Source organism: Rhodovastum atsumiense, from assembly GCF_937425535.1.
Taxonomy (GTDB): domain Bacteria; phylum Pseudomonadota; class Alphaproteobacteria; order Acetobacterales; family Acetobacteraceae; genus Rhodovastum; species Rhodovastum atsumiense.
This window is the reverse complement of the sequence record NZ_OW485601.1, coordinates 4,436,659-4,461,400: the sequence shown is the minus strand read 5'-3', so window position 1 is coordinate 4,461,400 and position 24,742 is coordinate 4,436,659. Positions and strand designations below refer to the sequence as shown.

The window sequence follows — 24,742 nt, the reverse complement described above, 5'->3', positions numbered from 1 at the left end:
TCAGCTCCTCCCATCCTGCACACGCGGGGTGCGGCGCAGGCGCGGATTGAAGGCGTCGTTCAGTCCTTCGCCGATCAGGTTCAGCGCCAGCACGGTCAGCAGGATGGCGATGCCGGGGAAGAAGCTCATCCACCACGCCTGGCGCAGCACGGTGCGGGCGCTGCCGATCATGAAGCCCCAGCTCATGGCGTTGGGATCGCCGAGGCCGAGGAAGCTCAACGAGCTTTCCAGCAGGATCGCCGTCGCCACCATCAGCGACGCGGACACGATGATCGGCGAGAGGCTGTTGGGCAGGATCTGGCGCAGGATGATGGTGGTGTTGGATTGCCCGCTGGTGATCGCCGCCTGCACGAATTCGCGGGACCGCAGCGACAGGAATTCCCCGCGCACCAGCCGTGCCAGCGGCGGCCAGCTCACCAGCGCGATAGCGCCGACGATGGACACCAGGCTCGGGGTGAAGATCGCCACCGTCACCACCACCAGCACGAAATTCGGGATGGTCTGGAACAGCTCGGTGAAGTGCATCAGCACCGAATCCACCGTGCCGCCGTAATAGCCGGCGACCGCGCCGACCAGCACGCCGACCAGCAGCGCGGCGGCCGTCGCGGTGATGCCCACCAGCAGCGACACCCGCGCGCCATGGGCGATCCCGGAGGCGATGTCGCGGCCGAGCGTGTCGGTGCCCAGCCAGGAGTCCGGATCGAAGGGCGGGGTGAAGGGGGCGCCGGCCATGTCCCAGGGATCGCCCGGAAACAGGACATCGGCGAAGGTGGCCAGCAGCAGCACCAGGACCAGGATGGCCAGCCCGACCACCGCCCCACGGTTGCGCGCGAAGGCGCGGATGAAATCCATTGACATCAGGCCAGCTCGACGCGCGGATCGACCAGCGAATAGAGCAGGTCGGTCAGGATGTTGAACACGATCACCAGCACCGAGGTGACGAAGAACACGCCCAGCAGCACCTGATAGTCGCGCTGCAGCACGGCATCGAAGGTCAGCCGCCCGAGCCCGGGCCAGGCGAACACCGTCTCCACCAGGATCGAGCCGCCGACCAGTTGCCCGGCCTGGATGCCGGCCATGGTGATCACCGGCAGCAGCGCGTTGCGCAGCACGTGCCGCACCACGATCTTGCCCTCGCTCTGCCCCTTGGCACGTGCCGTCTTGACGAAATCCAGCGTGCTGACCTCCAGCACGGAGGCGCGGGTCAGGCGCGCATACACCGCCATGTAGAACAGCCCGAGCGTGAGCACCGGCAGCGCCATGTGGCTGGTGATGTCGGCCAGCCGCGCCATGCCGGCCAGCCCCGCCCCCACCGTCTCGAAGCCGAAGGCCGGCAGCCAGCCCAGCTGCACCGAGAACAGCAGCACCAGCATCAGCCCGATCCAGTAGATCGGTGTGGCGTAGAACAGCAGCGCCAGCACGGTGATGGCGGTATCAGCCAGCCGCCCGACATGCAGCGCCGCCAGCGTGCCGAGCAGGATCCCACCGGCCAGGGCCAGCAGGAAGGCGGTCAGGGTCAGCGCCACCGTGGCGGCGAGCCGGTCGCTCAGCAGATCCCAGACCGGCCGTTGCTGCCGATAGGAAAAGCCGAGATCCCCCTGCAGCACATGCCCGACATAGGTGCCGAGCTGCTGCAGCAGCGGCTGGTCAAGCCCGAACTGGTGGCGCAGTTGCTCCAGGAACAGCGGATCCGCCGCCCCGGCCTCGCCGGCCATCACCGTTGCCGGGTCGCCCGGGGCGGCGTGGATCAGCAGGAAGTTCAGCACGACGACGACGCCGAGCACGAACGCCGCCTTCAGCAGGCGACGGCAGATGAATGCCACGGTTCCGGGCATGGCGGGCGGCTCCTTTGCGCGCGGGGGTGGCCGGGGCACGTCGCCGTGCCCCACCTCCCGAAGCCTGTTGGCTCAGGAAGCGTCCAGCCAGGCGTCGGCGTAGGTTTCGTTGACGCCGATCGCGGTGGTGATGGCGTTGTGCAGGCGCCGGCTCTGGATTGTCGGGAATTCCAGTTCCAGCAGCCAGGCCACCGGCACGTCCTCGACCAGGATCTTCTGGAGGCGCGAATAAAGCGCCTGGCGCTTGGCGGGATCGACCTCCCGCGCCGCCTGCTCGAACAGCGTGTCCACCTCGGGGTTGGAATACCCCATGGTATTGGTGAACATCACGCCCTTGCGGATGTTGCTGGAGAGATAGGTGCGCGCCACCCCGATCGCCGGATCGGCGTACTGGTAGAGCATGTTGGCGGTGATGTCGAAATCCCAGTTGGCCTCGCGCCGTCCCCAGCCGGCGGCGTCGGTGCTCTCCAGGGTGATGGCGATGCCCACCCGGCCGAGCGCCTGCTTGATGTACTCGCCCAGGCGCAGCCAGGTCTCGCCATAGGGCAGCGGCATGAACTTCAGGCTGGCCCGCACGCCCTTCGCATCCGGCTTCAGCCCCATCTCGTCCAGCAGGGCCTTCGCCTTCGCCGGGTCGTAGGGATACTTGCGGACGTTGGGATCGTAGAACTTCGTCACCGAGTTGATCGGCCCGGTCGCCACCCGGCCCAGCCCGAACCAGATCTTGTCGCGGATGAACTGGCGGTCGAGCGCGTACATGATCGCCTGGCGGAAGCGCTTGTCATCGAGCGGCTTCACCCGCGTGTTCAGCTCCAGCCACATCAGCGGGGCGACAAACTCGTAGCCCTTCTTCGTCATCTGCAGCTTCGGGTTCTTCACCAGCCGCGGCACGTCGAAGGGCTCGATGTCGGTGAACTGCGACTGCATCACCTCGCCGGTCTCCAGCGCGAGCGCCCGGGAAGCGGCATCGGGGATGATCCTGAAATAGATGTCCTTCAGGTAGGGCTTGCCCTTCTGCCAGTACTCGGGGAAGGCCACCAGGTGGATATGGCTGCCCTTCACCCATTCGTCGAAACGGAACGGCCCGGTGCCGATCGGCGTCGCGTTCTTCGGATTGGCGCGGAAATCGGTGCCTTCGTAGATATGCGCCGGCATGAGCGGCGCGTTCGAGACCTCGAAGCACTGCAGGAAGGCCGGGAACGGTTCGCTCAGGCGGAACACCACGGTGGTGTCGTCGATCGCCTCGATGCTGCTGCAGCGGCCGAACAAAGCGCGGGCGCGCGGGTGGGTCTCCATCAGGAAAGTCTTGAAGGTGAACACCACGTCGCGCGCGGAGAACGGCGCGCCGTCATGCCACTTCACGCCGTCCTGGAGGTGGAAGGTGTAGGTCAGCCCGTCGGCCGACACCTCCCAGGCGCGCGCGAGGCTTGGCTTGGGGTTCAGCTCGAAATCGTAGGTCAGCAGGCTTTCGTAGATCTTGCCGGCGACGGTCTGGGTCGGCGCCTGCTGGTTCAGCCCCATCACCAGCAGCGGCGGCTCCGGCTGGATGATGGCGTTCAGCGTGCCGCCGCGCACCGGCGTGGCCGGCGCGGGGGCTGGCGCCGCCGTCGCCGGGCCGTCCGGGGGCAGGGCCACCGCGGCACAGCCTGCGGCGAGCAGCCATCGGCGCGAAAGGAGTGGCTGGGAGGTCATGTCGGGCTCTTCCCTGTGTCTCGTTGCCGTTCGGTCGTTGCGCCGCCCGCCGTGCCATGCCGTGCCATCCCCGGGCAGCGCGTGCGGATCGCGGGGACGGCCGGGCCTCACGCGATCGGCTCGACGCCACACCAGCGCGCCATGAACAGCGCCAGCACCGTGGTCACCTCGCGCAGGCTGGCCAGCGACACCGATTCATCGACGGTATGGATGGAGCTTGCCTCCGGGCCGTAGCAGGTGGCCGGCGTGTCGCCGTACAGGGCGAAGAACCGGGCATCGGTGGTGCAGGTGCAGGCCAGCTCGGCGGCGTCGCGCCCGCACACGGCGCGATGCGCCTCCCCGAGCACCTGCAGCACCGCCGCGCCCGGATCGATCTCGAAGCCGGCGGCCTGAAAGCCAGCCCAGCGCACCGTGGCGGCGCAGCCGGCCAGCGCCGGGTCAGTGGCGATCGCCTCGGCGACGCAGCGTTCGACGCGCCCGCGCACCTCGGCCAGGTCCTCACCGGGATAGAAGCCCAGGCGCCAGTGCATGGCGCAGGATTCCGGCACCGAGGAGGTCCACTCGCCGCCTTCGATGCGCCCGAGGTTGAAATTGACCGGATGGGCGTGGGCGGCGTAGCGGGGGTGGCGGGCGGCGGGTTCGTTCCAGGCGGCCTCCAGCCGGCGCAGATGCGCGGCCACGCTGAAGGCGGCATCGATCGCGCTGGTGCCCTGGCCGCGGTCGATCATGTGGGCGGCGCGGCCGCGCACCTCGACCTGCATCCACATCACCCCGAGCTGGGCCGTCATCAGCGTCTGGTTGAACGGCTCAGGGATGACCGCGGCCTCGGCGCGGTAGCCGCGCTGCAGGCAGGCAAGCGCGCCGTTGCCGGTGCATTCCTCCTCGATCACCGATTGCAGATAGACCGGTGCCGCCGGCGCCAGCCCCAGGCTGCGCAGCGCCTTGAAGGCCATGGTATAGGCGACGATCCCCGCCTTCATGTCGCCGGCGCCACGACCGTACAGCCGTCCCTCGCGCACAACCGGCTCGAAGGGCGGCGTGGTCCAGCGCGCCGCCTCGCCGGGCGGCACCACGTCGATATGGCCGTTGAGGATCAGCGACCGGCCGCGCGCCGCGCGCGGGCGGTGCACGCCCACGACATTGAGCCGGCCATCATAGGAAATCAGCGAGGGTGACCAGCCCGGCATCCCCTGCAGCGCCGCCTCGTCGATGGCGAAGGTGTCCACCTCCAGCCCGAGCCCGGCGAAGGTTCCGGCCATGATCTTCTGCGCACCGGCTTCCTGGCCGAGCAGCGAGGGCTCGCGCACCAGCGCCGAGAGCAACGCCACGGCCTCGTCCTGCAGCGCCTCCACCGCGGCGGTGAGGCCCCGCACCAGGGAAGCGTCGTCCTCGTCGATGGCCTGCATCATCGCCCTCCGTTGCGCGGGCGAAGCGGCCCCGCCCGAAGGGAAGCAAAGGGCGAGTGCGCCGGCTTGACAAATTGCGAGTGCTGATTGTCCTTATTAATTCTATTTATGCGTGACATGACATCTCCCCGCCCCTCGCCCTTCATCCCCGGCTGGCCCGCCGAAAATTTGGGCAGACCCAGGGACTGGCCGGGTGCCGTCCCTGGGGTGTGCGGGTTTTGGGCAGCCAGCCTAATCCGTGCTTATGCGGAGCCGCGGTGATGCCCAACCATCTGCCGACCGACCCGGAGCGCCTGGGGCGCGAGCTCGACTGGAACCTGCTGCGAACCTTCATGATGGTGGTGCAGGAAGGCAGCATCACCAACGCGGCGCTGCGGCTGTGCCTGACCCAACCGGCGGTCAGCCTGGCGCTGAAGCGGCTGGAGCAGCGGCTCGGCCGGCGGCTGATCGAGCGCGGCGGCGGCAAGTTCGAGCTGACCGATGCCGGGCGCAGCATCTACCGCGAGGTGCGCGACATCTACGGCAGCATCACCCGCTTCGGCTCGCTGGTCTCCGGCACGCGCGAGGAGATGTCGGGGCATGTGCGGCTGCTGATGATCAGCCGGGTGCAGACCCGCTACCTCGACCAGGCGATGCAGGAATTCCACCAGATGCACCCGCAGGTCACGTTCCGCGTCGAGGTCATGGCCACCGCCGACGTGCATGTCGGGCTGCAGCAGAAGATGGGCTCGCTTGGCATCTGCCTGATGCGCTCGCCGGTGCCGGGGCTGGAAGCCGAGGTGCTGGTGCGCCAGACCTACCGCCTCTATTGCGGCGCGCCGCACCCGCTGTTCGCGCGGCCGGGCCTGCGCATCGCCGATCTGCGGCAGGAGAACTTCGTCTCCTTCGTCTCCGACCAGATCGACGGCATGCTCTCCCCACTCGCGCTGTTCCGCGCGCGCGAGGGTTTCGCCGGGCGGGTGATCGCGTCCTCCTCCAACCTCGACGAGGTGCGGCGGATGATCGTCTGCGGCCTGGGCATCGGCCCGCTGCCCGAACACATCGCCGCCGCCGATGTCGCCGCCGGGCTGCTGCGGGAATTGCCGCCCGCCGACGGGGTGGCGCCGGTGGACATTTTCGTGGCGTGGAATCCTGCCGCGCGCGCCACCCAGGCGGAAATCGCGTTCCGCCGCCACCTGCTCAGCAAGATCGAACACATCCCGATCCCCGAGCGGCTCCCCGGCTGAGCCGCCACGCGGCGCCGGGACCACCGTGCCGCGAGAATTTAACACGATAATTTAGTTAAATATGTAACGTACATTTTTGTTTTGTGTAATTGCTAAGCCCCCATCTTATTCCACTGGCGCCCTGGAGCCAGTCGATGTCCGGGCCGCGCGAATTTCGTTCCATCCAACGAAAGCCTCGGAGAAGAGCTGCATGCGGACCATTCTGCTGGCCGGCGTCGCCGTGCTCGGCGTCGTGCCGGCCACTCTTTCGCCCGCGAGGGCCCAGCTCCAGACGGAATATCCCTACACCCCGCCCGCGGGCACGACGCCGGTCGCCACGCCGGGGGTCGGGACGGCGATATCGAACTACACGACCAATCCCCCGCTCACGACGTCCAACGCCACCGTGCGGCTGGCCGGCCGCCTGGGCGCGATCTACGCCGCCGTCAGCGACAGCGGCCGCAACAACCCCTCGCTCAACGGCTCGAAGCTCGCGAACTACCAGTTCTACGAATATGCCCGCCTCTATCCCAGCTTCGACGCCGTCGCCGGGAACGGCCTGAAATACGGCGCTTTCCTCGAAATCCGCGCGGACAATCCCGCCGCCGCGGGTGGGGCGGCCACCGGCCCGAGCATCTCCGCCTCCAACAACACGCGGGGCGCTTTATATTACCGGCGCGAAACGGGCTACTTCGGCACCGACACGCTCGGCTATCTCCGCTACGGTGCGACCGACCAACCGACCGCGCTGTTCATCACCGGCACGATGGAAAATTTCAACAGCGGCGGCTGGAACGGCGACACGTCCTTCTTCACCGGCAACACGGTGCCGACCTGGCCGTTCGAAGACGTCGGCAATCTCTACACCACCACCAAGGTGGTCTATGTGTCGCCGAAATTCTCCAACCTGCTCGATTTCGGCATTTCCTACGAGCCCGGCACCGGCGGCGCCGGTGGCGCCACCAACGGCAACTGCCCGGTCGCGCAGACCGGGTGCGATGCCCTCTCCTCCAGCCCGACCGCGAGCGATGCCGCCCGCCGCCGCAACACCATCGATGCCGTGCTGCGCGCCCGCACCGCCATCGGCCAGGTCGGCGTCGCGGCGACCCTCGGCACCATCCAGTCGGGCAACATCCAGTACAACGGCACCACGCCCCCCTCGGTCGGCCCCTACGACGGCCTCAACGTCATCGATGTCGGCCTGCAGGCAACCTATGGCGGCTTCGCGGTCGGCGGCCATTTCCTCAGCGGCCGGGTCAATGGCCAATGGGCCCTGGTCCCATCCGGGGGGCGCGATGCCGTGGCCTATGTCGCCGGCGCATCCTATGCGTTCGGTCCCGCCATCGTCGGCGTGCAGTTCTTCAACTACCAGAGCGCGGGCGCCTGGACCCGACAGGCCAGCGGCGTGGCCCGCAGCCGCAACGAGTACGGCATCGCCACGGGCGGCACCCTGACCGTGGCCCCTGGTGTCTTCGTCTTCCTGGGCTACCTCTACGGCCACCGCCACCAGGCCGGCGTGGACCTGCTGACCGGCGCCACCGGCGTCAGCAGCAACAACAACACGCGGGCGCAGGCCATCTCGCTCGCCACGCAGTTCCGCTGGTAGGCGCCGAAATGCACGGTATCCGCGGCCGCATCACCCGTTTCGGATCACTGGCCTCCGCCCGCGGGCAAGGGTGTCCGGCCATGTGCGGCTGTCGATGATCGGCCGGGTGCAGACCCGCCCCCCGAGCAGGCGATGCAGGGCGTCCACCCGCTGCACCCGTAGGCCACGTTCCGCGTCAAATTCACGGCCATCGCCGGCGCACGGCCAGGAAGCCGAGGCGCCGGTGCGCCAGGCCTGCCGCCTGCGCTGCGGCACGGCAGGGCACGCCGCGTCCGTCGTCTGCCGCGGACAGGGCCGCCTGGCATAGGGGCCGCCTGGCATGGGCTCCGGCTGTGCGCCAGCCGGGCGGCCTCCCGGTTGAGTCGGCGCGGAATCGTAATAAACTGTATCTGTACGTTAAATTTAGAACATACTTTTTTTGTTTGTGAAACAAAAAGGCGATCCGCATAATCTCCAGGCGTTCCGGAGATAATCGAAGTTCCACGTCCAGTTCCACGTCCGGCACGCACCCTTTCCGTCCTATCCTGAAAAGCCTCGGAGAAGAGCTGCATGCGGACCATCCTGCTGGCCGGCGTCGCCGTGCTCGGCGTCGTGCCAGTCACCCTTTCGCCCGCCAGGGCCCAGCTCCAGACTCAGTATCCCTACACGCCGCCGACGGGTGCGACGCCCGTCTCCACCCCGGGCGCAGGGACCGCCGTACCGACCTACACGACCAATCCTCCGCTCGCGCCATCCAACGTCACCGTGCGCCTCGCCGGCCGCCTGACCACGGTGTTCGCCGCTGCCAGCGACAGCGGCCGCAACAATCCCTCGCTCAATGGCTCGAAGACCGCGAGCTACCAGTTCTACGAATATGCCCGTCTCTACCCCAGCTTCGACGCCGTCGCGGCGAATGGCCTGAAATTCGGCGCCTTCCTCGAAATCCGCCAGGACAACGCGGTCGCGGCGGGCGGGGCGGCCGGCGGCACCAGCATCTCCGCTTCAAACAACGCGCGTGGGGCCTTGTACTTCCGGCGCGAAACGGGCTACTTCGGCACCGACCAGCTCGGTTTCCTCCGCTTCGGCGCCACCGACCAGCCAACCTCGCTGTTCATCACCGGCACCTCGGAAAACTTCAACGCCGGCGGCTGGAACGGCGACACCGCCTTCTTCTCCGGCAACACGATCCCGACCTGGCCGTTCGAGGATGTCGGCAATCTCTTCACCACCACCAAGCTGGTCTACGTCTCGCCGAAATTCAGCGATGTCGTCGATTTCGGCATTTCCTACGAGCCCAATACCGGCGCCTGCCCGGTCGCGCAGACCGGGTGCGACGCCTTGTCCTCCAGCCCGACCGCCAGCGATGCCGCCCGCCGCCGCAACACCATCGATGCCGTGCTGCGGGCCCGCAGCGCCATCGGCCCGGTCGGCATTGCCGCCACCCTGGGCACCATCCAGTCGGGCAACGTGCAGTACAACGGCACGACGACGCCCTCGGTCGGCCCCTATGACGGCCTGAGCATCATCGACGTGGGCCTGCAGGCAACCTATGGCGGCTTTGCGGTCGGCGGCCATTTCCTCAGCGGGCGGGTCAACGGCCAATGGGCCCTGGTTCCCTCTGCCGGCCGCGACGCCGTGGCCTACGTCGTCGGCGGGTCCTACGCTTTCGGCCCGGCCATCGTCGGCGTGCAGGTCTTCAACTACCAGAGCGCCGGGGCCTGGACGCCGCAGCGCGTCGGCGTCGCGCGCAGCCGCAACGAGTACGGCATCGCTGCCGGTGGCACCCTGACCGTGGCCCCCGGTGCCTATCTGTTTCTGTCATATCTTTACGGCCACCGCCACCAGGCCGGCGTCGACCTGCTGACCGGCGCCACCGGCGTCTCCAGCAACAACAACACGCGGGCCCAGGCCATCTCGCTCGCCACGCAGTTCCGCTGGTAGGGATCGACCGATGTCGTCCTTTGCCCGACCTCACCCACGATCCCCTCTCCCCGCCTTTCCGACCTTTCGTCGCTGTTGTCGCTTTAACGCCTGTCCGGCCTGTCGCTGAGGCTCTTTCCGGCCTGCGCGCGCCGCCTCGTCGGACGAGGCCCCCCTTCCCCCCGGATCCGTGCAACCGTGCTCTGACATGATGGGTCGGCGCATCGGCTGAACCTGCCCGCGGCGCAGTGCATTGCCCATGGGTCGGACCAATCGTAGACGGCACCGGTGCCGGCGCCGTCCACCCTGTCAGGCGGCCGCCCGCGCCCGTGCCGGGCGGCCGGTGGGCGCGCAGGAAAGGGCGGTCAAAAAAGGCGGGACGGGCTCGGGAATATTCGGAAAACAGTGGCCGATGCCGCCGCGAAGTGCCGCATGGGCGTGGCGGGGAAGGATCTGCCTGGCCTGTGGGCGGCGCCTTTCCGTCCTGGCCGGGAAATATCTTGCCTCTGCCTCGGAGGGGCCTGCCGGGCCCTGGTCCGGGGTGGGGTGCCCCTGATGGAACGGGGGCTTCGGTGCGCACCGGAATTGCCCGGGCGGTCAGGAAAACGTCTCGCCTCTCACGGGCTCGTTGTTGCCGACGCCCGGCGTTTCAGCACCGGCCGGCGACGACGCCATGGGCAGCGATCGAAACGGTTGCAGCCGCAGACGTCAGAAGACCGGCTCTGGTTCACGGAGCGACACGCCATTCGCCGCCTGCTTCTGGTACTCCTCCGCAACCCGCATCAGGTAGGGGCTCAGTGACGGATCCTGGATGTATTCAGCCGTCCAGCGATAACGCGCCGCGCGTTCCAGCGCCGTTTCGGACACAGGCGCACTGTCCATGGAGTCGGCGAAGTGCAAACCATTTTCCATCATGGATCGTTGCTCCTCGTGATTTCGTACGAAAGTAATTTTTATTTACTCATTTTATTACTCTGCCCCTGCGTGAGGGAACCTGGAGCAGCATCACGTTCCTGGCAACCAGATGACGAAAATACGGTCTGATGGTTCGAGCACATGCAGTGGGTGCATGGCATGCGCGCTGCGAACCTGATGCCCCGGCGCCCCGATGCAGGGCGGGCCATCCCTTGCGACCTCAAAACCAGAATATGACAGTATCGAAAGAATCGCTGCCAGCGGCGCCAGGTTCAACAGCCCGTGACAGTTTTCGGCAAAAGCCCGAACGCCCCGCTGGATTGATTTGGATCAACGTCATCCATACCTGGTGGCATTTGCTTCCGCCGAGGACATTTCCAGGAGGGCATGCCGATGTCGATGCCGCGCTGCGCCGCCAGCAACCCGGATCCGGGGGAATGGATTCCCTACGCCTGGATCGAAGCCGTCGACCAGGACTGGATCTTTATCGCCACCGAGGAGAACGTGGCCTGCTTCCGGCGCGAGGAGCTTCCCTGCGGCTGGGGCACCTGCTTCAGGGCACCGTCGGGAAACCTCATTCTGGCGCAGGAAATCGACAGCCGTGGCAGCCCTGCCGACACCTGCCTCGACGAGGTGAACCAACTCGACTGGCCGCTGGCCGATGCACCGGCGCGGGCGCAGGCGATGATGCAGTTGCTGCGGGCAAGCCCGGCCCGGGTACGGGAACGCCGCTCCGCCGCCACGACGACGGCGCGGGCAAGCCGGCGCGCGGAGCCGGCGGCGCAGGCGCTCTTGCGCGTCGCGCCACAGGCAGCCCCTCCCGTCACCTGACACATGCCCTGGCTGTGCACGTGCATGGCGTTCTGCTTCCACGCGCCGGTTCGCAGGCTCCGAGGCGATGACAGGGATGTCGCGCCGGGTCCCGGTCTCACCGGGCCCCGGCCTCAGGCGAGGCGGCCGAAATCGACCTCCACGATGCCGGAGGCGGCAAGCCCGGACAGCGGGATCAGCGAGGGATTGTAGCTGCTGCCCCAGGGATTGCCGAGCTGAACCATGGTGGCACCGTTGACCGTCTTCAATCCCTCGAACATGTAGGCGTGCCCGCCCACCAGCCCGTAGGGCAGGTGGGCGGACGCGGCCGTTCCCATCACTACCAGTTCACCAGAGCTGAGGGCGCTCTGCAGCCGTGCGAGCGTGACGGACCTGGCGGCCATCGCGGTCGCGGGCTGGCCGGTCAGCTCCTGCATCGCCGTCACCGGGCTGCCGCCATTGGCGATGGCGCCGTAGCTGCCGCACAAGGTCGCCACCGCCTTTTCCAGTACCTGCGGCCAGATTTCCTTCATCCCGTTGGCCACACACTGGTTTGTGCCGTTGTTGACCGAATAGGACGGGAAGCTGTTGGTCACCGTGACCGCCACGGCCTGGGACGCGCCGCTGCTCAGGGGCCGGTAGAGCGTGACTGTCTCGGTGCCGTTGGCGTTGCCGTGGATCATCCTCTGGATCGCGTCCGGATGCCACAGCGCCAGCTCGCCGATCGAGGCGAGCAGGAAGCAATCGCCGATGCTGCCCTGGTGAAGGTCGTTGACGCTGATGGCCGTCGTGTCGCCTGCTTCCTGCAGAAACAGCGTCGGCGTGGGCGCCGCCGTGCGGATGGGCGTCAGCGACCAGGTCCAGGTGATGATGCCGCCGAACGTATCCGGCTGTCCCGCGACATGCCCCGGCCCGACCGCATCCAGCACCGAAGGCATGGTGCCGTCATCGTTGTCGTCCAAGGGATTCCTGAGCTGCTTCCGCGGATCGGTCCTGGTCGCCATCGAAGAAATTCCGTTTTACATTCAAAACATCGTCACCCGCGACAGACATGAGCGGATCATGATCTTCCCACGATCCATCAACCCGAACGCGATTTAATCGAATCTATACAACTATAAATATTGAAAAGCCATGACAATCTTGGGGCGACGCAACAATGCCGCTCATCATTTATTTTTACTTAGCATGAATCATTCATTGCAGCGTTGCCGTCGCCCGTGACCGCACCGGTGCGCTCGTCCCCTGCGCGGCTGGCAATACACCGGCACACCCTGTCGCTCCCAACACGTGATTTTCCCAGGGGCAGTCCTCAGGAGCTGCATCATAAGAACCACAGTATCCCGCATTGCGGCAGAAACCTCGATTGATTGCCGCGCCAACACACACAGACAATCCAGTTAGTGACTATTGGTTGTATAAGTCCTTGTAAATAACATGTTGATTTAAATCAATGCGGCATCTTGAGCAGAAAATACTCTGAAATGCGCAAGCCGCCGTTCAGAGAGGCGGTGCAGCACGGGAGATCGTCAATGAACGCAATGCTGCTGCTGACGACCAGCGGAGCGCTGGTCTTTCTGACATCCTACCCCACCATCACCGATGCGGCGCTGCTCGAGAGGCTGCAGCGCAAGGGGATCGGCAAGTTCATCAGCTTCGAGATTCCGATCGAGCTTGTCCGGCAACGTTATGGCGGTCATTTCGCCGTCGTCGCGCAAACCCTCGACGAGGTCAACGGCCTGCGCATGCTCGATCTCGACGGCCAGCGCGCCTTCAAGCTGTTCCGCTTCGATGAGCTGCAGGGCCCGATCGTGCAGGACGGCGCCGCAGCGGAGCTGATGGCGGTCGCCTAGACCACCGTCGGATTTGTCACTGACTGGAACGACAAGGTTTCAATAATGAACAACAGGGTCGAACGGACAGGCCCCCCACGACCCGCGTAACCAACCACAGCATCAGCAGCATCCGGCTTTCGTCATCCCACCCGGGAAGCGGTCAGACAGGTTCCTTTTGCCTGATCGCCGGTGCTGATCATCCATGCAGCCGCCGCGCCAATCGCACCACTGGGGTCGCGTGGAACCTGTCTGACCGTACTTCCGACACCACCTGCAAGGAATGACGCCATGCAACGCCGCCGCGCCGATGCATGGCCTTGCGGTGCCGTCATGTCCTGCGTGCCGGGCATCGACGCCACGGCGTAGGTAAAAAAGCAATGAAACTTACCGACACTCCGTGTATATGACGCAAGGCGATATTCTATTTATTTCAATGTCGCACTTGTTGCTTTTTGCGGATTAATGTTCCAGCGGCACGCCAATGCGCGACAACGGTCCCGTCACGGGGCACGAGATCATCCTGACCGACGGCGAGCTGCTGGTTTCGCGCACCGACACCACCGGCCGCATCACCTTCGTCAACAAAGCCTTTGTCGATATCAGCGGCTTCCCTATGGTCGGCTCGGCTGACCGGGTCTGCACCGAGGCCCGCAGCGTCGCCGCTGCCGCCACGCAGGCCCAGGCCAATGTGCAGGTGGTCGCCGCCGCCACCGAGCAACTCACTAGCTCGATCCAGGAAATCAGCGTCCGGCTCCGCCAGTCCACCACGCTGACGCAACGCGCCGTGGCTTCGGGGCAACGGACGCAGGAAACCATCCGCTCGCTCGCGAACGCGGCCGGGCGGGTTGGCGAGGTGGTGAAGCTGATCAACGACATCGCCACCCAGACCAACCTGCTGGCCCTCAACGCCACCATCGAGGCCGCCCGCGCCGGTGCAATGGGCCGCGGCTTCGCCGTGGTGGCGAACGAAGTGAAGCAACTCGCCACGCAGACCGCCCGCTCGACCGAGGAAATCACCCGTCAGATCACGGAGATCCAGCAGGCAATGGGCAGCGCCGTGAACGCGGTTGCGGACATCGGGGGCACCATCGGCGAGATCGACCACATCTGCGGCTCCATCGCTGCGGCCATGGAGGAACAGACGGCGGCGACCCTGGAGATCAACCGTAACGCCACAGAAACATCGCCGGATCGGCACCGTCTCCGAGGAAGCCGACCAGACCGGCTCGCAGGCCGTGCAGGTGCGGCACGGCTCCAGCGAGGTCGCCGACAACATCGCGGCACTCCGGCACAGCCTGGTCAGCGTGGTGCGCAGCACGGCGGAACGGGCGGCCTGACCGTCGTCGGCGGCGACGATGGGCCAGGACGTGATTCCACGGATGGGGAATAAGGTCTATACTGCAGGAAAAGGCGTTCAGAACGCAGCGATAATGACTGCAGGGAAACTCCAATGGATGCCATCGAGTCCACGCTGTTCGATACGACCCCGGCACTTCGAACCCGGTGGATCTGCCTGCTGGCCAGCGCGGCCACCGCGGTGCGCGTCGAGCGCAGCGGCAGCAGCACCGGCGCCGATCTCGACGCCGCGCATGCCGCGCTTGACCGGGCCATGCTGGCCCTCGCCAGCGCCCCCATCCGCACACGCGAGGACATGCGCGTGCTGGCACGGGCGGTGCGCGACGCGGAAAGCCTGACCGTCGGCGAGGATGCCTCGCGCGCGCTGCTGAATGCCCTGCTGATCGCGACGATCGAAGGGCCCTGACCGGCGGGGCGTTGCCCCGCACCCACCAGGAGGCTTCGCCTCCTGGACCTCCACCAAGGGCCGAAGGCCCTTGGATCCCATTCTTTGCCGCGCAGCGCACCCGGGGTGCAGGGGCCTCCTGGCCCCTGCCGGGTCCAGGGCAGAGCCCTGGCCTTCCTTACCCTTCCCCGTCCTGCCCCAGTGTCGCCAGGAAGGCCTGTGCTTCTTCCCGCCGCTCGAACACGTGCGGGGCGATGTCGCGCTGGGTGAAGGCCTCGCCCAGCTTGGCGCGCAGGAAGGCGCTGGTGGCGTAGCGGGTGATCCTGGTGAAGTAGTGTTCCAGGAAGTAGCGGTCCATCTCGGCGTAAGCGTCGTACATTTCCTCGTTGATGCGGAAGCGGTCGTAATTGATCACCACCCCGACCCGTCGTCCGGCGGCGCGGCAGCGCTGTTCGCAGATTGTCCAGATCGCCTGCACATCCTCGGCGACGCGCACGTACATCCCCTCGAAATTGAGGAACAGGATATTGCGCTCGGCGTCATAGCTCACCCGTTCGGGCAATGAAAGGTTCAGCAGCTCCGCTTCCAGGTTCATCGGGTCGGCGCTGAAGATGCGCGGGTCCATGACGCCGACTTCGCCGATGATCGGGCGGAATTCCATGTGCGGCAGGATGTCGCGGTCGATGTCGATGCCTGGCGCGACCTCGATCAGGGCCAGCCCGCCGCGCACCCGGCGGAACACGCAGCGTTCGGTCACGTAGTAGACCGGCTTGCCGCGGTCATAGGCGTATTGCCCGTTGAAGGTCACCTGCTCGACCTGCACGCGGAACTTGCGCTGCCGGCCTTCGCGCAGGATGCGCAACTGCCCGCCCTCCACCGCGATCTCCAGCCCGGCGCCGGTGAAGGTGCTGACAAACACCACCAGGCGTGCGTTCTGGCTGATATTGATGAACCCGCCTGCCCCGGTCAGCCTGCCGCCGAAGCGGCTGACATTAACATTGCCCGCCGCGTCGCATTCGGCCATGCCCAGGCAGGCCATGTCGAGCCCGCCGCCATCGTAGAAGTCGAATTGCTGGTTCTCGTCGATCACCGCGTCCATGTTGATGCCGGTGCCGAAATCACCACCGCTTGAGGGGATGCCGCCGATCACCCCGGATTCCACCGTCAGCGTCAGCAGGTGGGAGATACGCTCCTCGTGCGCGACGGCGGCCACGCCTTCGGGCATGCCGATGCCAAGGTTGATGATGCCGTTCGGCGGCAGTTCGAAGGCGGCGCGGCGGGCGATGATCTTGCGCTCGTCGAGCGGGGCCGACACCACGCTTGCCTGCGGCACGCGGAATTCGCCGGCATAGGCGGGGTTGTAGGCGGTGGCGACGGTCTGGCGGTGCTGCTCGGGGGGGGCGAGCACGATGCAGTCGACCAGGATGCCGGGCACCTTCACCTGGCGCGGCGGCAGCGATCCGCGCTCGGCGATGCGCTCGACCTGGGCGATGACGATGCCGTTGCTGTTCTTGGTGGCCATCGCCATGGCGAGGTTGCTGAGCGTCAGCGCCTCGCGCTCCATGGTGATGTTGCCGAAGGTGTCGGCGGTGCTGCCGCGGATGAAGGCGACGTTGACGCGGCCGACCTTGTAGAAAAGCCATTCCTCGCCATCAACCTCGACGAGCTGGACGATATCCTTGGTGGTGCCGGCATTGACCCGTCCGCCGCCGTAACGCGGATCGACGAAGGTATGCAGCCCGACCTTGGAGAAGGTGCCGGGCTTGCCGCCGGCGAGGTCGCGGAACAACTGGCAGATGATGCCCTGCGGGAGGTTGTAGGCCTGGATCCTGTTGCCGAGCGCGAGGTTGCCGACCTTGGGCATGCGGGCCCAGTGCCCGGCCACCACCCGCCGCAGCAATCCCTCGTGCCCGAGATGGTTGAGTCCCATCTCGTGGCCGTCGCCCTGGCCGGCGCCGGCGAACAGGGTCAGGTTGCGCGGCGCGCCGGTGGCGAGGAAGCGCCGCTCCAGCGCCACCAGCAGCGCCTCGGCGAAGCCGGTGCCGACGAATCCGGTGCTGGCCAGTGTATCGCCATCGCGGATCAGGGCGATTGCTTCGTCGGCAGTCACGATCTTGCTGCGCACTGTCTTGCTCCCTGGCCGGAAGCCGGGCGCACGGGACCAGGCCAGTGCTCCGGCTGTCACAGGCGGTCCTCGTCGCGTGCTGCCAGTCTACGTGCATCCACGGCCGCGTTTCAAAGCCCGTTGCCATCCTGGGCCGTTCAGGCCGCGCAAAACGCCCCGTCGCCAGCGGAACGGTTGAACGACGCATCGGGTTTGGTGAAGCCGGCGCGATGCAGGACCATCGCGCCGGCGCACAGCCGGCCGCCGGATCAGAACAACTGCAGCTCGCCGCTATAGAGATGGCGGCGCCTGCCCACTGGCTCCGCCACATCGCCCGCCTGCTGCTCCGCCAATGCGATCATGCCGGCGATGCAGTCACTTGCCTCGGCGGAAATCCCCTGCTCGACAAAGCGCAGATGCAACCTGCCATCGCCTCCCACCCAGCGGACTTCGAAGCCCACCCGGGCCCCCTTGCCGCCGTGGTGGAACAGGATCTCGCCCCGGCTGCCCTCCTGCAAGCCGGGCACGTCGCCGATGCTGCCACCGCCCCTGGAAATGTCGTACAGTTGTGTTTTAACGTGCCCGCCCCACGCATCCACCACCGTGGAAGGCAGGTTGACCGGGAAGCGGGGATCGCTGCGGCGGTCCGCGTCGGAAATCGAGGTGCGGATCATATAGACGAACGCCGCCTCGAGATCCCTGACGCAGTCCGCAACGGTGGAGCTTCCCGTCCGCATCGCCTCTATCTGCATGCTGGCATCGGTCGCATCGCAGGTGACCCGGTCGATACGCTCGAAGACCCGGCGCGCGGCCGTGGCGGTCTCGGCAGCGCCCTGCGCGATCGCCTTGGTCGTGACCGCCTGTTCCTCCGCCACCGCGGCGACGGCCACGGCAACTTCGGCAGTGGTCATGATGCTCTGGCCGATCGCCTCGGCCGCCTCCACCGCCGCGCGGCTGGCGGCCTGGATGCCCTCGACCTGGCGGCGGATCTCGTCGGTCGAGCTCGCGGTCCGGGTCGCGAGGCTCTTCACCTCGGAAGCGACCACGGCGAAGCCGCGCCCGGCCGCCCCGGCGCGGGCCGCCTCGATGGTCGCGTTCAGCGCGAGCAGGTTGGTCTTTCCCGCGATCTCGCTGATCAGCGCGACCACCGTGTCGATCTCCTCGGCGAGTTGGCAGAGCGAGCGGATCCGCTCCTGCACCACGGCGCTGCCCTCCGCGGCGCTGCGGGCGCGGGCGCTGACCTCGCCCATCCGCGTGGAGATCTCGCGGATGGAGGTGCTGAGCTGCTCCGTCGCTGCCCCGACCGCCTGGGCATTGACCAGCGCGATCCCGGCCGCGGTGTTGACCTCGGTCGCGTGCTCGGTGACCCGTGCGGACACCGCGGCGACGCTGTCGGCGCCGATGCTCATCTCGGTGGTCTGCTCGGTGACCTGCCGCATGGCGCGGTAGGTTTCCGCCTCGATCTTGTCGACAATGGTGCGGATCGCCTGCCGCCGTGCCTCCCCCAGTTCCCGCCGGCCTTCGGAGTGGACGTGGAAGGCATAGGCCTGGCGGGCCTTCAGGGCGCGCAACTGGCTTGCGACCATACGGAACTCGCGGGCTGCCGGCAACGCGACGCGATGCCCGTAGCGATTGGCCATGATCGCTTCGAAATCCGAATGAATGCCCGCCAGCGGACGGCGCACCGCCATGATCAGCGACCAGCCGAACCCGCAGACCAGCAGGACGGACCCCCCGACCAGCAGCAGCACCAGCAGGATGTGCCCGCCGAAGCCTGCCGTCGATTGTTCGTAATTCTGGCCGGCGAGGCGCAGCTCCATCTGCATCAGATCCTGCAACGTCGCGATGGCCGGCCCGGCGGCGGATGTGGCCTGGCGCACGAGGCCCGCAGTGGCGGCGCCTGCGCCCGGCCGCAGCGCCAGGGCTGCCCCCTCGGCCTGGCGGTAGGCGGCCAACCCGGCGGCGAAGCGCTCCAGCAGCGGCTGCAGTTCCGGCTGGCGTGCCGCGCCACGATAGGCCTGCCAGGTGCGCTCGACCCGCTCGGTGATGGAACGCAGCCGCTCCTGGCGCTGCATGATGGCATCGGCCTGCCTGGCAGCGACCTCTTCCTCGAGGCGGGTCAGTTCCGTCAGGCTTTCCTGCAGGCCGGCCAGGATCTCGCCGAGCCGTCCCATCCCCCCCATCCCGTCCTCGTAGATGGCGCGGAGTGTCGCCTGCTTGCTGCGCATGTCCTGCATGGCCAGTACGCCGAGGGCAACCAGGGTCAGGATGACGGCGCTGACGACGCAGAGCAGCCGTCCCAGCACGCTGGCCCAGAACGACGCCAACCGGCGCTGCCATGAAACCTCGGTGATCTCGCCGTCAAGCAGTTGCAAGCCGGTGACGTCGCCGGCACGCAGCCGGGCATAGGCCGCCTCGGCACGGGCCACCTCGGCACGGTTGGGCCTCTCGAGGATGGAGATGTATCCGACCACCTCGCCGCCCTCGATCATCGGGGTGACGGTGACGCAGCCCCAGTAATAATCGCCGTTCCTGGTGCGGTTCTTGACCATTCCCTCCCAGGGGCGCCCGACCTTGACTGTCTGCCAGAGGTCGGCGAAGGCGGCGCCCGGCATGTCCGGGTGTCGGACGATGTTGTGCGGCAGGCCGACCAGTTCCTGCGCGTTGAACCCGGATATCCGGGTGAAAGGCTCGTTGACGAAGACGATGCGCCCGTCGGTATCAGTGTAGGAAACGAGGCTTTCGCCCTCGGGAACCTCGACTTCATGACTGGTGATGGACTCGTTCAGGCGCATCGGCACGGACTCTCCTCGGCATGGCTGACGTGTGGCGGAAAACAGGCTCGGCTTTCCCGATACCTGCGAGGGCGAGTGACCAGGGCACCTGGCGGCAGTTTCCCTGCCAGTGCGAAATTCGTCGCAATTAAAACGAGTTCGCAACGCCAGATAGGCGTTTTTCCGCCACTTACAAGAAACCTGCCCAAAGAATTATAGAAGATTTCTGTATGTTAGCTTTATAATGATAGCGTTGGATAAATATTTCGTCGCAATTTGCATCTATTTTGAAATGGCTCATTTTTGGAATTTATTCCTAAATTTCGTTGCCAACTCTCGTGCACCGACGCGGCGGCAGCGCCGCCGCGCCCACGGCTGCCGCCATGCCCGGGATCATCCCGCGCCGGTCCATCCGCATCCTCCTCCGGTTTGGTGTTGTTGCCGTCATCGGTCTTCGCGTGGCCGCCGGATCGCGCCACCGCCCAGCGGTATCACGTCGCCAGGGAAGATGGGGCGATGACGCGGCGGAACAGGACCATGCCGCGCGACAACGCGCCCGGAGGCCGGAAGACTCCGGATCCGTCGTGCCGTCGCGCCCGGGGGATGTCCGCTACGGCCTCACTTTTCCAGGATGTCCACCCGCGCCCAGTCGAGCCCCGGATCGAAGCGCCGGATCGCCTGCGCCCGCGTGGCGGTGTCGGGGCCGAGATCCTTCTGGAACACCACCCCGTCCTGGTCGACCTGGAAGGTCATGATCCCGGAGGCGCCATAGACCGCCGGCCAGGCCACCAACGCGAAGCCGTCGACCAGCTTCCCATCCTTCAGGTAGCTCCGCGCCCCGCCCGGCGCGTTCGGCCCCTGCGCGGTCAGGATGCGGTACTGGTAGCCTTCGTAGACCATCTGTGGCCCCGGCCGCTCCGGCCCCGGATAGCCCTGCGCCATCGCCTCCGCCACCACCGGGGCGAGCGGGCTTTCCGGCACATTGTCGTCCGATGGCCAATACAACCCGTCGTAATTGCCCGGGGAGCTGACCAGGCGCTGTGCATATGCCCCGGTACCGGTCACCTCCTGGAACAACCGGTGATACGCGGCCTGGGCGTCGACATAGGCCAGGCAGAAGCGGATGGCGGCGATCTCGTTGCGACCGATGCGGCGGTTGACGATCTCCTGCGCGCCGGCGGTGGCGTCGAAGCGCCATTGCCCGTCCCGCCGCACCAGCGGGATCGGCAGCGGCCAGCCCTGCGGGCCAACCTGCAGCAGCAGGCGGTCCTCCCCCGCCGCCACCAGGGCATGCCGTTCGGCATAGGCGTCCAGGAAACGCCGCGCCTCCTCGCGGTCGCGGACCGCGTCGCCGGACCGCACCAGCGTCTCGCTGCCCGGCCCCAGCAGCGCGCCCAGCGCGGCCGGATCATGCCCCTGCAACGCCGCCACCAGCGCGCCCACGGCGTCTTCCGGCGCTGCGAAGCCGGGCTGCGGGGCGGCCCGGGCGATGCCGGCCACGGCGGGCGGCACGGTCGCCACCAGCAAGGCCAGCGCCGCGCCCCGCAGCGCCGCGCCCCTGCGCCCGGCCCCGCTACCGGCCACGGAAACCTCCCCGGCCACCCTCGCGGGCCGGGCCGCCGCCGCGCTGGGAGCCACCCCCCTGGAAGCTCTGGGCGCCGCGCTGGCTATAGGCGGCGGCACGCCCGCCTTCGGGCAGGCCGCTGAAGGCGGGCGGTCCCTGGGGGGGTCTCTGCTGCGCTCTCTGCTGCGCTCTCTGGGGCGCTCCCTGGACCGGGCGCGGTGCCGGCGCCCGATCGCCCCCCGGCGGCAGGCGCCCGTCCTGGAATCCCGGCCGGCTGGCCGCAGTGGGGGGTGGCGCCGGCGGCCGCGCCGCCGGGCGGCTGCCCGGGCTCAGGTTCGGCCGTGGCCCCGCCTCCGGCCGTGGCGGCGCCGGCCGCGGCGGAGGACGATTCACCGCGCTGGCCGGCACGCCGACATTGGGACGCCCGACCGCATTGGGCGGCAGCCCGGCGTTGCGCACCGGCGCCCCGACCGGCCCGGCCGGCGGGCGCTGCAGCGCGTAGGCACGGCTGGAAGAGCGGTTCAGTGTCGGGCTCCAGGTATTGGAAACCGCCCGCTGCCGGTTCACGTTGATGGTGTTCCAGCGGTTGACGTTGATGTTGACGTCGCCGCGCGACCAGTTCGGACGCGACCAGCCCCACAGCCCCGCGGTAATGGCGACCCCGGCGCCGAACGCCAGCCCGCTCAGCAGTGCCGTGCCGGCGACATAGCCCGGCGCCGGCGCCGCCGCCACGGGCGGATAGGCCGGATAGGGCCAGGTGCCGTAGACCACGGCGGGGTTGTAGCTCGGCACGTAGACGACCTGCGGATCGGCGGGCTCGATGATGATGGTCTGCGGGCTGCTGGCCGCCACCACGTCCGAGGCCGGCTCCAGCCGCACCACCTGCTGCGGCGAGCTCTGCAACTGCCCCTGGGCCTGCGCCTGCCGGCGCAGCCGCTGCACGCTGTCCATCACCTCGCGCTGCTGGGTGGCGAAGGCGTAGCCAAGTTGCTGGGTCCATTCCAGGTTGCCGTTCAACTGCGACAGCACCTGCGGGAACGGCACCAGCGACTTGACGCTGGGGTCCCAGGCCAGTGGCGCCAGGGCCTGCGCCAGTGCGTCGCCGCCGAGCGCCGCATGCGCCGGGTCCTCGCGCCAGCGCGCCGCCTCCACCACCTGCAGCGGGAACGTCGCCGCCATCAGCACCTGCGTCAGCAACTGGTCGGGATAGAGTGCCACCGGCGCCAGCAGCGCGTCGAGCTGCTGCACGCTGAATGCCTCGGCCCCGGCGGGTTGCTGCACGGCCGCCGGCTGCGCCGCCACCGGCGGCACACAGGGGGGCAGGACGATCGAAACGGCCAGGCCAGCGACCAGCCAGGCCCGCGAAACCTCGAGGCACTTCGCCATGTCGTTTCGTCTCCGCGACCGATGCGGTCCACCCGCAAGGAGGACGCCAGAGGGAGAACCGGGCGTCCGTGATATTACGGATTGAATTAGTTGCTGGCAAGTTACCCGGGCGTCGTCCTGCCCCTGCCAAGGGCCGCTCCCCTGGTGCGCTGCGCGACACCGAAGAGGTGCAGAATGAGCGGGAATTCAACGGCGGATCGGCGCAGCGCCGTGGCGGGAACGGCCAGGTGGGGACAGGGGCCTGAGGCCCCCTGTCAGGCGCGGGGGCCGGAGCAGGCCGCCGGCTCAGGAGCCAAGGATGACAGTTTCGATCCAGTTCGGGTTACCGCCGGTCGCGGTTTCCGCACGACGGCTCAGCTCCCCCGTCTGCGGGTCGATCGCGTAGCTGACGACGCTGTGAGATTGCTGGCCGGCGCACAGCAGGAAGCGCCCGCCGGGCTCGATCGCGAAGCCGCGCGGCCCGGTGGGGGCGGCGACGGTGCCGGTCATCTCCAACTGGCCGGAAGCGGGATCGACCCGGAATGCCGCCAGCAGATTGTTGGCCCGCTCGCTGGCATAGAGGAAGCGGCCGTCGGGTGTGAGATGGATGTCCGCCGCGGCGGGCGCGGCCTGGGCGCCGGACGGCAGCAACGGGATGGTCTGGATCTCGCGCAGGTCTCCGCTCGCCGGGTCGACGGCATAGGCGCTGATGCTGCCGCCGGTGTCGTTGACCGCATAAAGCACGGAGCCGTCCCGCCCGAAGCACAGGTGGCGCGGGTTCGTCCCCGGGGCGGTGGCGATCCCATCCGGCGTGGCGGGACTGAGCCGGCCGGCCCCGGCGTCGAAATGGTAATGCAGGATGCGGTCGCCGCTGATCAGTGTGGCATAGGCGTGGTGGTTGGTGGGATCGGTCAGCAGGCAGTGCAGGTGCCCGGGCTGGGGGATCACCTGGCGGGCCGGCGTGCGCACCACGCCCTGCGTGCCGATCGGCAGCACCGCCAGCAGGTTGCCGCCATAGGAAGCCGCGAGCAGATGCCGCCCGCCGCGGTCGGTGGCGATCCAGGGCATCGACTCCGGCAACCTGGCCGTGTCCAGCAGATGCAGCCCGCCGGTGCTGGCATCGATGGCGAAGCTGGCCACCGGGAAGGGCGGGCTGCGCAGCGCGGCATAGAGGATCCGCCCGTCCGGGCTGATGGCGAGCGGCAAACTGGGCGATGGGGAATCGGTGCCGGGCACGGCGAAGGCGCCGATCCGTCCCAGCGTCCCGGATGCCTGGTCAAGGCGGAAGACGTCGATCTCGCGCACTTCGGCACAGGCCACGAAGCAGATGATGTTCATCCCCCCAGCATAAGCTCATCCCCAACCGGACGCATCGGCAAACATCGTTGCTACATCTGTGGAATTTTCATCTCGCAATCGTTTCCGGCAGCAACGCGACGGATCTTGCTGCACCGCAGCGGCCGGGAATGGCCTGCTCGCCCCGCGCCGCGAGGCAGGAAATAGGCCAAGCCGCGACAGGCCGGGCCGCCGCCCCGGAGCGGGACGGCGGACGCATGGCAATGAAGTTGGGGAAAATGCGTCAGGCCGGCTGTGCAAGTCCGGCGGTCAGCACCCGGTCCCACTCGGAGCGGGACAGGTGGAGGGTCCGACGCCGATAGGAAAAGCAGATCTCAACCGAGGCGGACCCGCTTCCAATCGGGTCCGGAACAAATGCGACGCCGTCGGGAATTGCGACCACGCCGTCGTCGGTAGCGATCTCACACGCTTCGAAACGATAGGGCACGCCTCCGAATCCGCTCACGCCTGGCTCCTTCGTCTGGCTTGGCACTCTCGGGCATGGACGAATCCTCCTCGCCGTTCGCTGGTGCGAACGGATATTAGTTCCGCCTGCTCCTAATACGACTATTCCGCGCCTCATTCAATGCGATACTGTATGGTTATTGTGCATGGCACAATTAACCGACTGATTGACGGCCGGCGTGCGCACATCG

19 protein-coding genes are annotated in these 24,742 nt (G+C 67.5%); 7 read left to right on the top strand and 12 right to left on the bottom strand.

Annotated elements, in window-relative coordinates:
- The 4 genes from NBY65_RS20090 to NBY65_RS20075 form a co-directional block, all read right to left on the bottom strand.
- Positions 1–858, bottom strand: coding sequence for an ABC transporter permease (locus NBY65_RS20090; RefSeq protein WP_456312951.1), 858 nt, complete (start codon positions 856–858; stop codon positions 1–3).
- Positions 858–1,835, bottom strand: coding sequence for an ABC transporter permease (locus NBY65_RS20085; protein WP_150042903.1), 978 nt, complete (start codon positions 1,833–1,835; stop codon positions 858–860). The genes NBY65_RS20090 and NBY65_RS20085 overlap by 1 nt, the downstream gene beginning before the upstream one ends.
- A gap of 72 nt (positions 1,836–1,907) precedes the next feature.
- Positions 1,908–3,527: an ABC transporter substrate-binding protein gene (locus tag NBY65_RS20080; protein ID WP_150042904.1), complete on the bottom strand. Its 1,620-nt coding sequence runs from the start codon at positions 3,525–3,527 to the stop codon at positions 1,908–1,910.
- Between the two features lie 107 nt (positions 3,528–3,634).
- Positions 3,635–4,933: a M20 family metallopeptidase gene (locus NBY65_RS20075; protein WP_239002932.1), complete on the bottom strand. Its 1,299-nt coding sequence runs from the start codon at positions 4,931–4,933 to the stop codon at positions 3,635–3,637.
- Between the two features lie 260 nt (positions 4,934–5,193).
- Here NBY65_RS20075 and NBY65_RS20070 point away from each other — a divergent pair, with 260 nt between their 5' ends.
- The 3 genes from NBY65_RS20070 (at position 5,194) to NBY65_RS20060 (ending at position 9,664) form a co-directional block, all read left to right on the top strand.
- Positions 5,194–6,159: a LysR family transcriptional regulator gene (locus NBY65_RS20070; RefSeq protein WP_150042906.1), complete on the top strand. Its 966-nt coding sequence runs from the start codon at positions 5,194–5,196 to the stop codon at positions 6,157–6,159.
- Positions 6,160–6,349: 190 nt separating this feature from the next.
- Positions 6,350–7,744: a porin gene (locus tag NBY65_RS20065; RefSeq protein ID WP_150042907.1), complete on the top strand. Its 1,395-nt coding sequence runs from the start codon at positions 6,350–6,352 to the stop codon at positions 7,742–7,744.
- A gap of 549 nt (positions 7,745–8,293) precedes the next feature.
- Positions 8,294–9,664 carry a porin gene (locus NBY65_RS20060; protein WP_150042908.1) on the top strand — a complete coding sequence of 457 codons (1,371 nt, stop codon included), beginning with the start codon at positions 8,294–8,296 and terminating at the stop codon, positions 9,662–9,664.
- Between the two features lie 687 nt (positions 9,665–10,351).
- Here NBY65_RS20060 and NBY65_RS20055 read toward each other — a convergent pair.
- Positions 10,352–10,558: a hypothetical protein gene (locus NBY65_RS20055; protein WP_150042909.1), complete on the bottom strand. Its 207-nt coding sequence runs from the start codon at positions 10,556–10,558 to the stop codon at positions 10,352–10,354.
- A gap of 393 nt (positions 10,559–10,951) precedes the next feature.
- On the opposite strand from NBY65_RS20055, the gene NBY65_RS20050 reads away from it, so the two are divergent.
- Positions 10,952–11,389, top strand: coding sequence for a hypothetical protein (locus tag NBY65_RS20050; protein WP_150042910.1), 438 nt, complete (start codon positions 10,952–10,954; stop codon positions 11,387–11,389).
- A 113-nt stretch (positions 11,390–11,502) separates the two neighbouring features.
- On the opposite strand, the gene NBY65_RS20045 is transcribed toward NBY65_RS20050, so the two are convergent.
- A complete protein-coding gene (locus NBY65_RS20045) occupies positions 11,503–12,372 on the bottom strand; it encodes a C2 family cysteine protease (protein ID WP_150042911.1) in 870 nt (289 codons plus the stop codon).
- Positions 12,373–12,900: 528 nt separating this feature from the next.
- Between NBY65_RS20045 and NBY65_RS20040 the strand changes: the two genes are divergently transcribed.
- The 3 genes from NBY65_RS20040 to NBY65_RS20030 all read left to right on the top strand — a co-directional run bounded on the left by NBY65_RS20040 (position 12,901) and on the right by NBY65_RS20030 (position 14,965).
- The gene (locus NBY65_RS20040) at positions 12,901–13,221 is read left to right on the top strand and encodes a cytosolic protein (RefSeq protein ID WP_150042912.1); all 321 of its coding nucleotides are present in this window, start codon (positions 12,901–12,903) and stop codon (positions 13,219–13,221) included.
- A 463-nt stretch (positions 13,222–13,684) separates the two neighbouring features.
- Positions 13,685–14,593, top strand: a complete 909-nt coding sequence (locus NBY65_RS33890) for a methyl-accepting chemotaxis protein (RefSeq protein WP_150042913.1) — start codon at positions 13,685–13,687, stop codon at positions 14,591–14,593.
- 60 nt (positions 14,594–14,653) lie between these two features.
- On the top strand, positions 14,654–14,965 hold the full coding sequence (locus NBY65_RS20030) for a hypothetical protein (RefSeq protein ID WP_150042914.1): 312 nt from the start codon (positions 14,654–14,656) through the stop codon (positions 14,963–14,965).
- A 157-nt stretch (positions 14,966–15,122) separates the two neighbouring features.
- Here NBY65_RS20030 and NBY65_RS20025 read toward each other — a convergent pair whose 3' ends face one another.
- The 6 genes from NBY65_RS20025 to NBY65_RS20000 all read right to left on the bottom strand — a co-directional run bounded on the left by NBY65_RS20025 (position 15,123) and on the right by NBY65_RS20000 (position 24,552).
- The gene (locus NBY65_RS20025) at positions 15,123–17,069 is read right to left on the bottom strand and encodes an acyl CoA:acetate/3-ketoacid CoA transferase (RefSeq protein WP_150042513.1); all 1,947 of its coding nucleotides are present in this window, start codon (positions 17,067–17,069) and stop codon (positions 15,123–15,125) included.
- 248 nt (positions 17,070–17,317) lie between these two features.
- The gene (locus tag NBY65_RS20020) at positions 17,318–19,843 is read right to left on the bottom strand and encodes a methyl-accepting chemotaxis protein (protein ID WP_150042514.1); all 2,526 of its coding nucleotides are present in this window, start codon (positions 19,841–19,843) and stop codon (positions 17,318–17,320) included.
- 597 nt (positions 19,844–20,440) lie between these two features.
- Positions 20,441–21,406 carry a DUF2950 domain-containing protein gene (locus NBY65_RS20015; RefSeq protein ID WP_239002904.1) on the bottom strand — a complete coding sequence of 322 codons (966 nt, stop codon included), beginning with the start codon at positions 21,404–21,406 and terminating at the stop codon, positions 20,441–20,443.
- Positions 21,396–22,772 (bottom strand): DUF3300 domain-containing protein, encoded by a 1,377-nt coding sequence (locus NBY65_RS20010; RefSeq protein ID WP_150042515.1) that lies wholly within the window; start codon positions 22,770–22,772, stop codon positions 21,396–21,398. The genes NBY65_RS20015 and NBY65_RS20010 overlap by 11 nt, the downstream gene beginning before the upstream one ends.
- Positions 22,773–23,057: 285 nt before the next feature.
- A complete protein-coding gene (locus tag NBY65_RS20005; RefSeq protein ID WP_150042516.1) occupies positions 23,058–24,089 on the bottom strand; it encodes a lactonase family protein in 1,032 nt (343 codons plus the stop codon).
- Positions 24,090–24,330: 241 nt separating this feature from the next.
- Positions 24,331–24,552, bottom strand: coding sequence for a hypothetical protein (locus NBY65_RS20000; RefSeq protein ID WP_250265705.1), 222 nt, complete (start codon positions 24,550–24,552; stop codon positions 24,331–24,333).
- Positions 24,553–24,742 lie beyond the last annotated feature (190 nt).

Excerpts from the sequence above, each read along its gene's own strand:
- NBY65_RS20050 (WP_150042910.1), top strand. The coding sequence starts at position 10,952 with ATGTCGATGCCGCGCTGCGCCGCCAGCAACCCGGATCCGGGGGAATGG.
- NBY65_RS20055 (WP_150042909.1), bottom strand. The coding sequence starts at position 10,558 with ATGATGGAAAATGGTTTGCACTTCGCCGACTCCATGGACAGTGCGCCT.
- NBY65_RS20090 (WP_456312951.1), bottom strand. The coding sequence starts at position 858 with ATGTCAATGGATTTCATCCGCGCCTTCGCGCGCAACCGTGGGGCGGTG.
- NBY65_RS20045 (WP_150042911.1), bottom strand. The coding sequence starts at position 12,372 with ATGGCGACCAGGACCGATCCGCGGAAGCAGCTCAGGAATCCCTTGGAC.
- NBY65_RS20005 (WP_150042516.1), bottom strand. The coding sequence starts at position 24,089 with ATGAACATCATCTGCTTCGTGGCCTGTGCCGAAGTGCGCGAGATCGAC.
- NBY65_RS33890 (WP_150042913.1), top strand. The coding sequence starts at position 13,685 with ATGCGCGACAACGGTCCCGTCACGGGGCACGAGATCATCCTGACCGAC.
- NBY65_RS20010 (WP_150042515.1), bottom strand. The coding sequence starts at position 22,772 with ATGGCGAAGTGCCTCGAGGTTTCGCGGGCCTGGCTGGTCGCTGGCCTG.
- NBY65_RS20070 (WP_150042906.1), top strand. The coding sequence starts at position 5,194 with ATGCCCAACCATCTGCCGACCGACCCGGAGCGCCTGGGGCGCGAGCTC.
- NBY65_RS20085 (WP_150042903.1), bottom strand. The coding sequence starts at position 1,835 with ATGCCCGGAACCGTGGCATTCATCTGCCGTCGCCTGCTGAAGGCGGCG.
- NBY65_RS20080 (WP_150042904.1), bottom strand. The coding sequence starts at position 3,527 with ATGACCTCCCAGCCACTCCTTTCGCGCCGATGGCTGCTCGCCGCAGGC.
- NBY65_RS20020 (WP_150042514.1), bottom strand. The coding sequence starts at position 19,843 with ATGCGCCTGAACGAGTCCATCACCAGTCATGAAGTCGAGGTTCCCGAG.
- NBY65_RS20075 (WP_239002932.1), bottom strand. The coding sequence starts at position 4,933 with ATGCAGGCCATCGACGAGGACGACGCTTCCCTGGTGCGGGGCCTCACC.
- NBY65_RS20040 (WP_150042912.1), top strand. The coding sequence starts at position 12,901 with ATGAACGCAATGCTGCTGCTGACGACCAGCGGAGCGCTGGTCTTTCTG.
- NBY65_RS20065 (WP_150042907.1), top strand. The coding sequence starts at position 6,350 with ATGCGGACCATTCTGCTGGCCGGCGTCGCCGTGCTCGGCGTCGTGCCG.
- NBY65_RS20060 (WP_150042908.1), top strand. The coding sequence starts at position 8,294 with ATGCGGACCATCCTGCTGGCCGGCGTCGCCGTGCTCGGCGTCGTGCCA.
- NBY65_RS20030 (WP_150042914.1), top strand. The coding sequence starts at position 14,654 with ATGGATGCCATCGAGTCCACGCTGTTCGATACGACCCCGGCACTTCGA.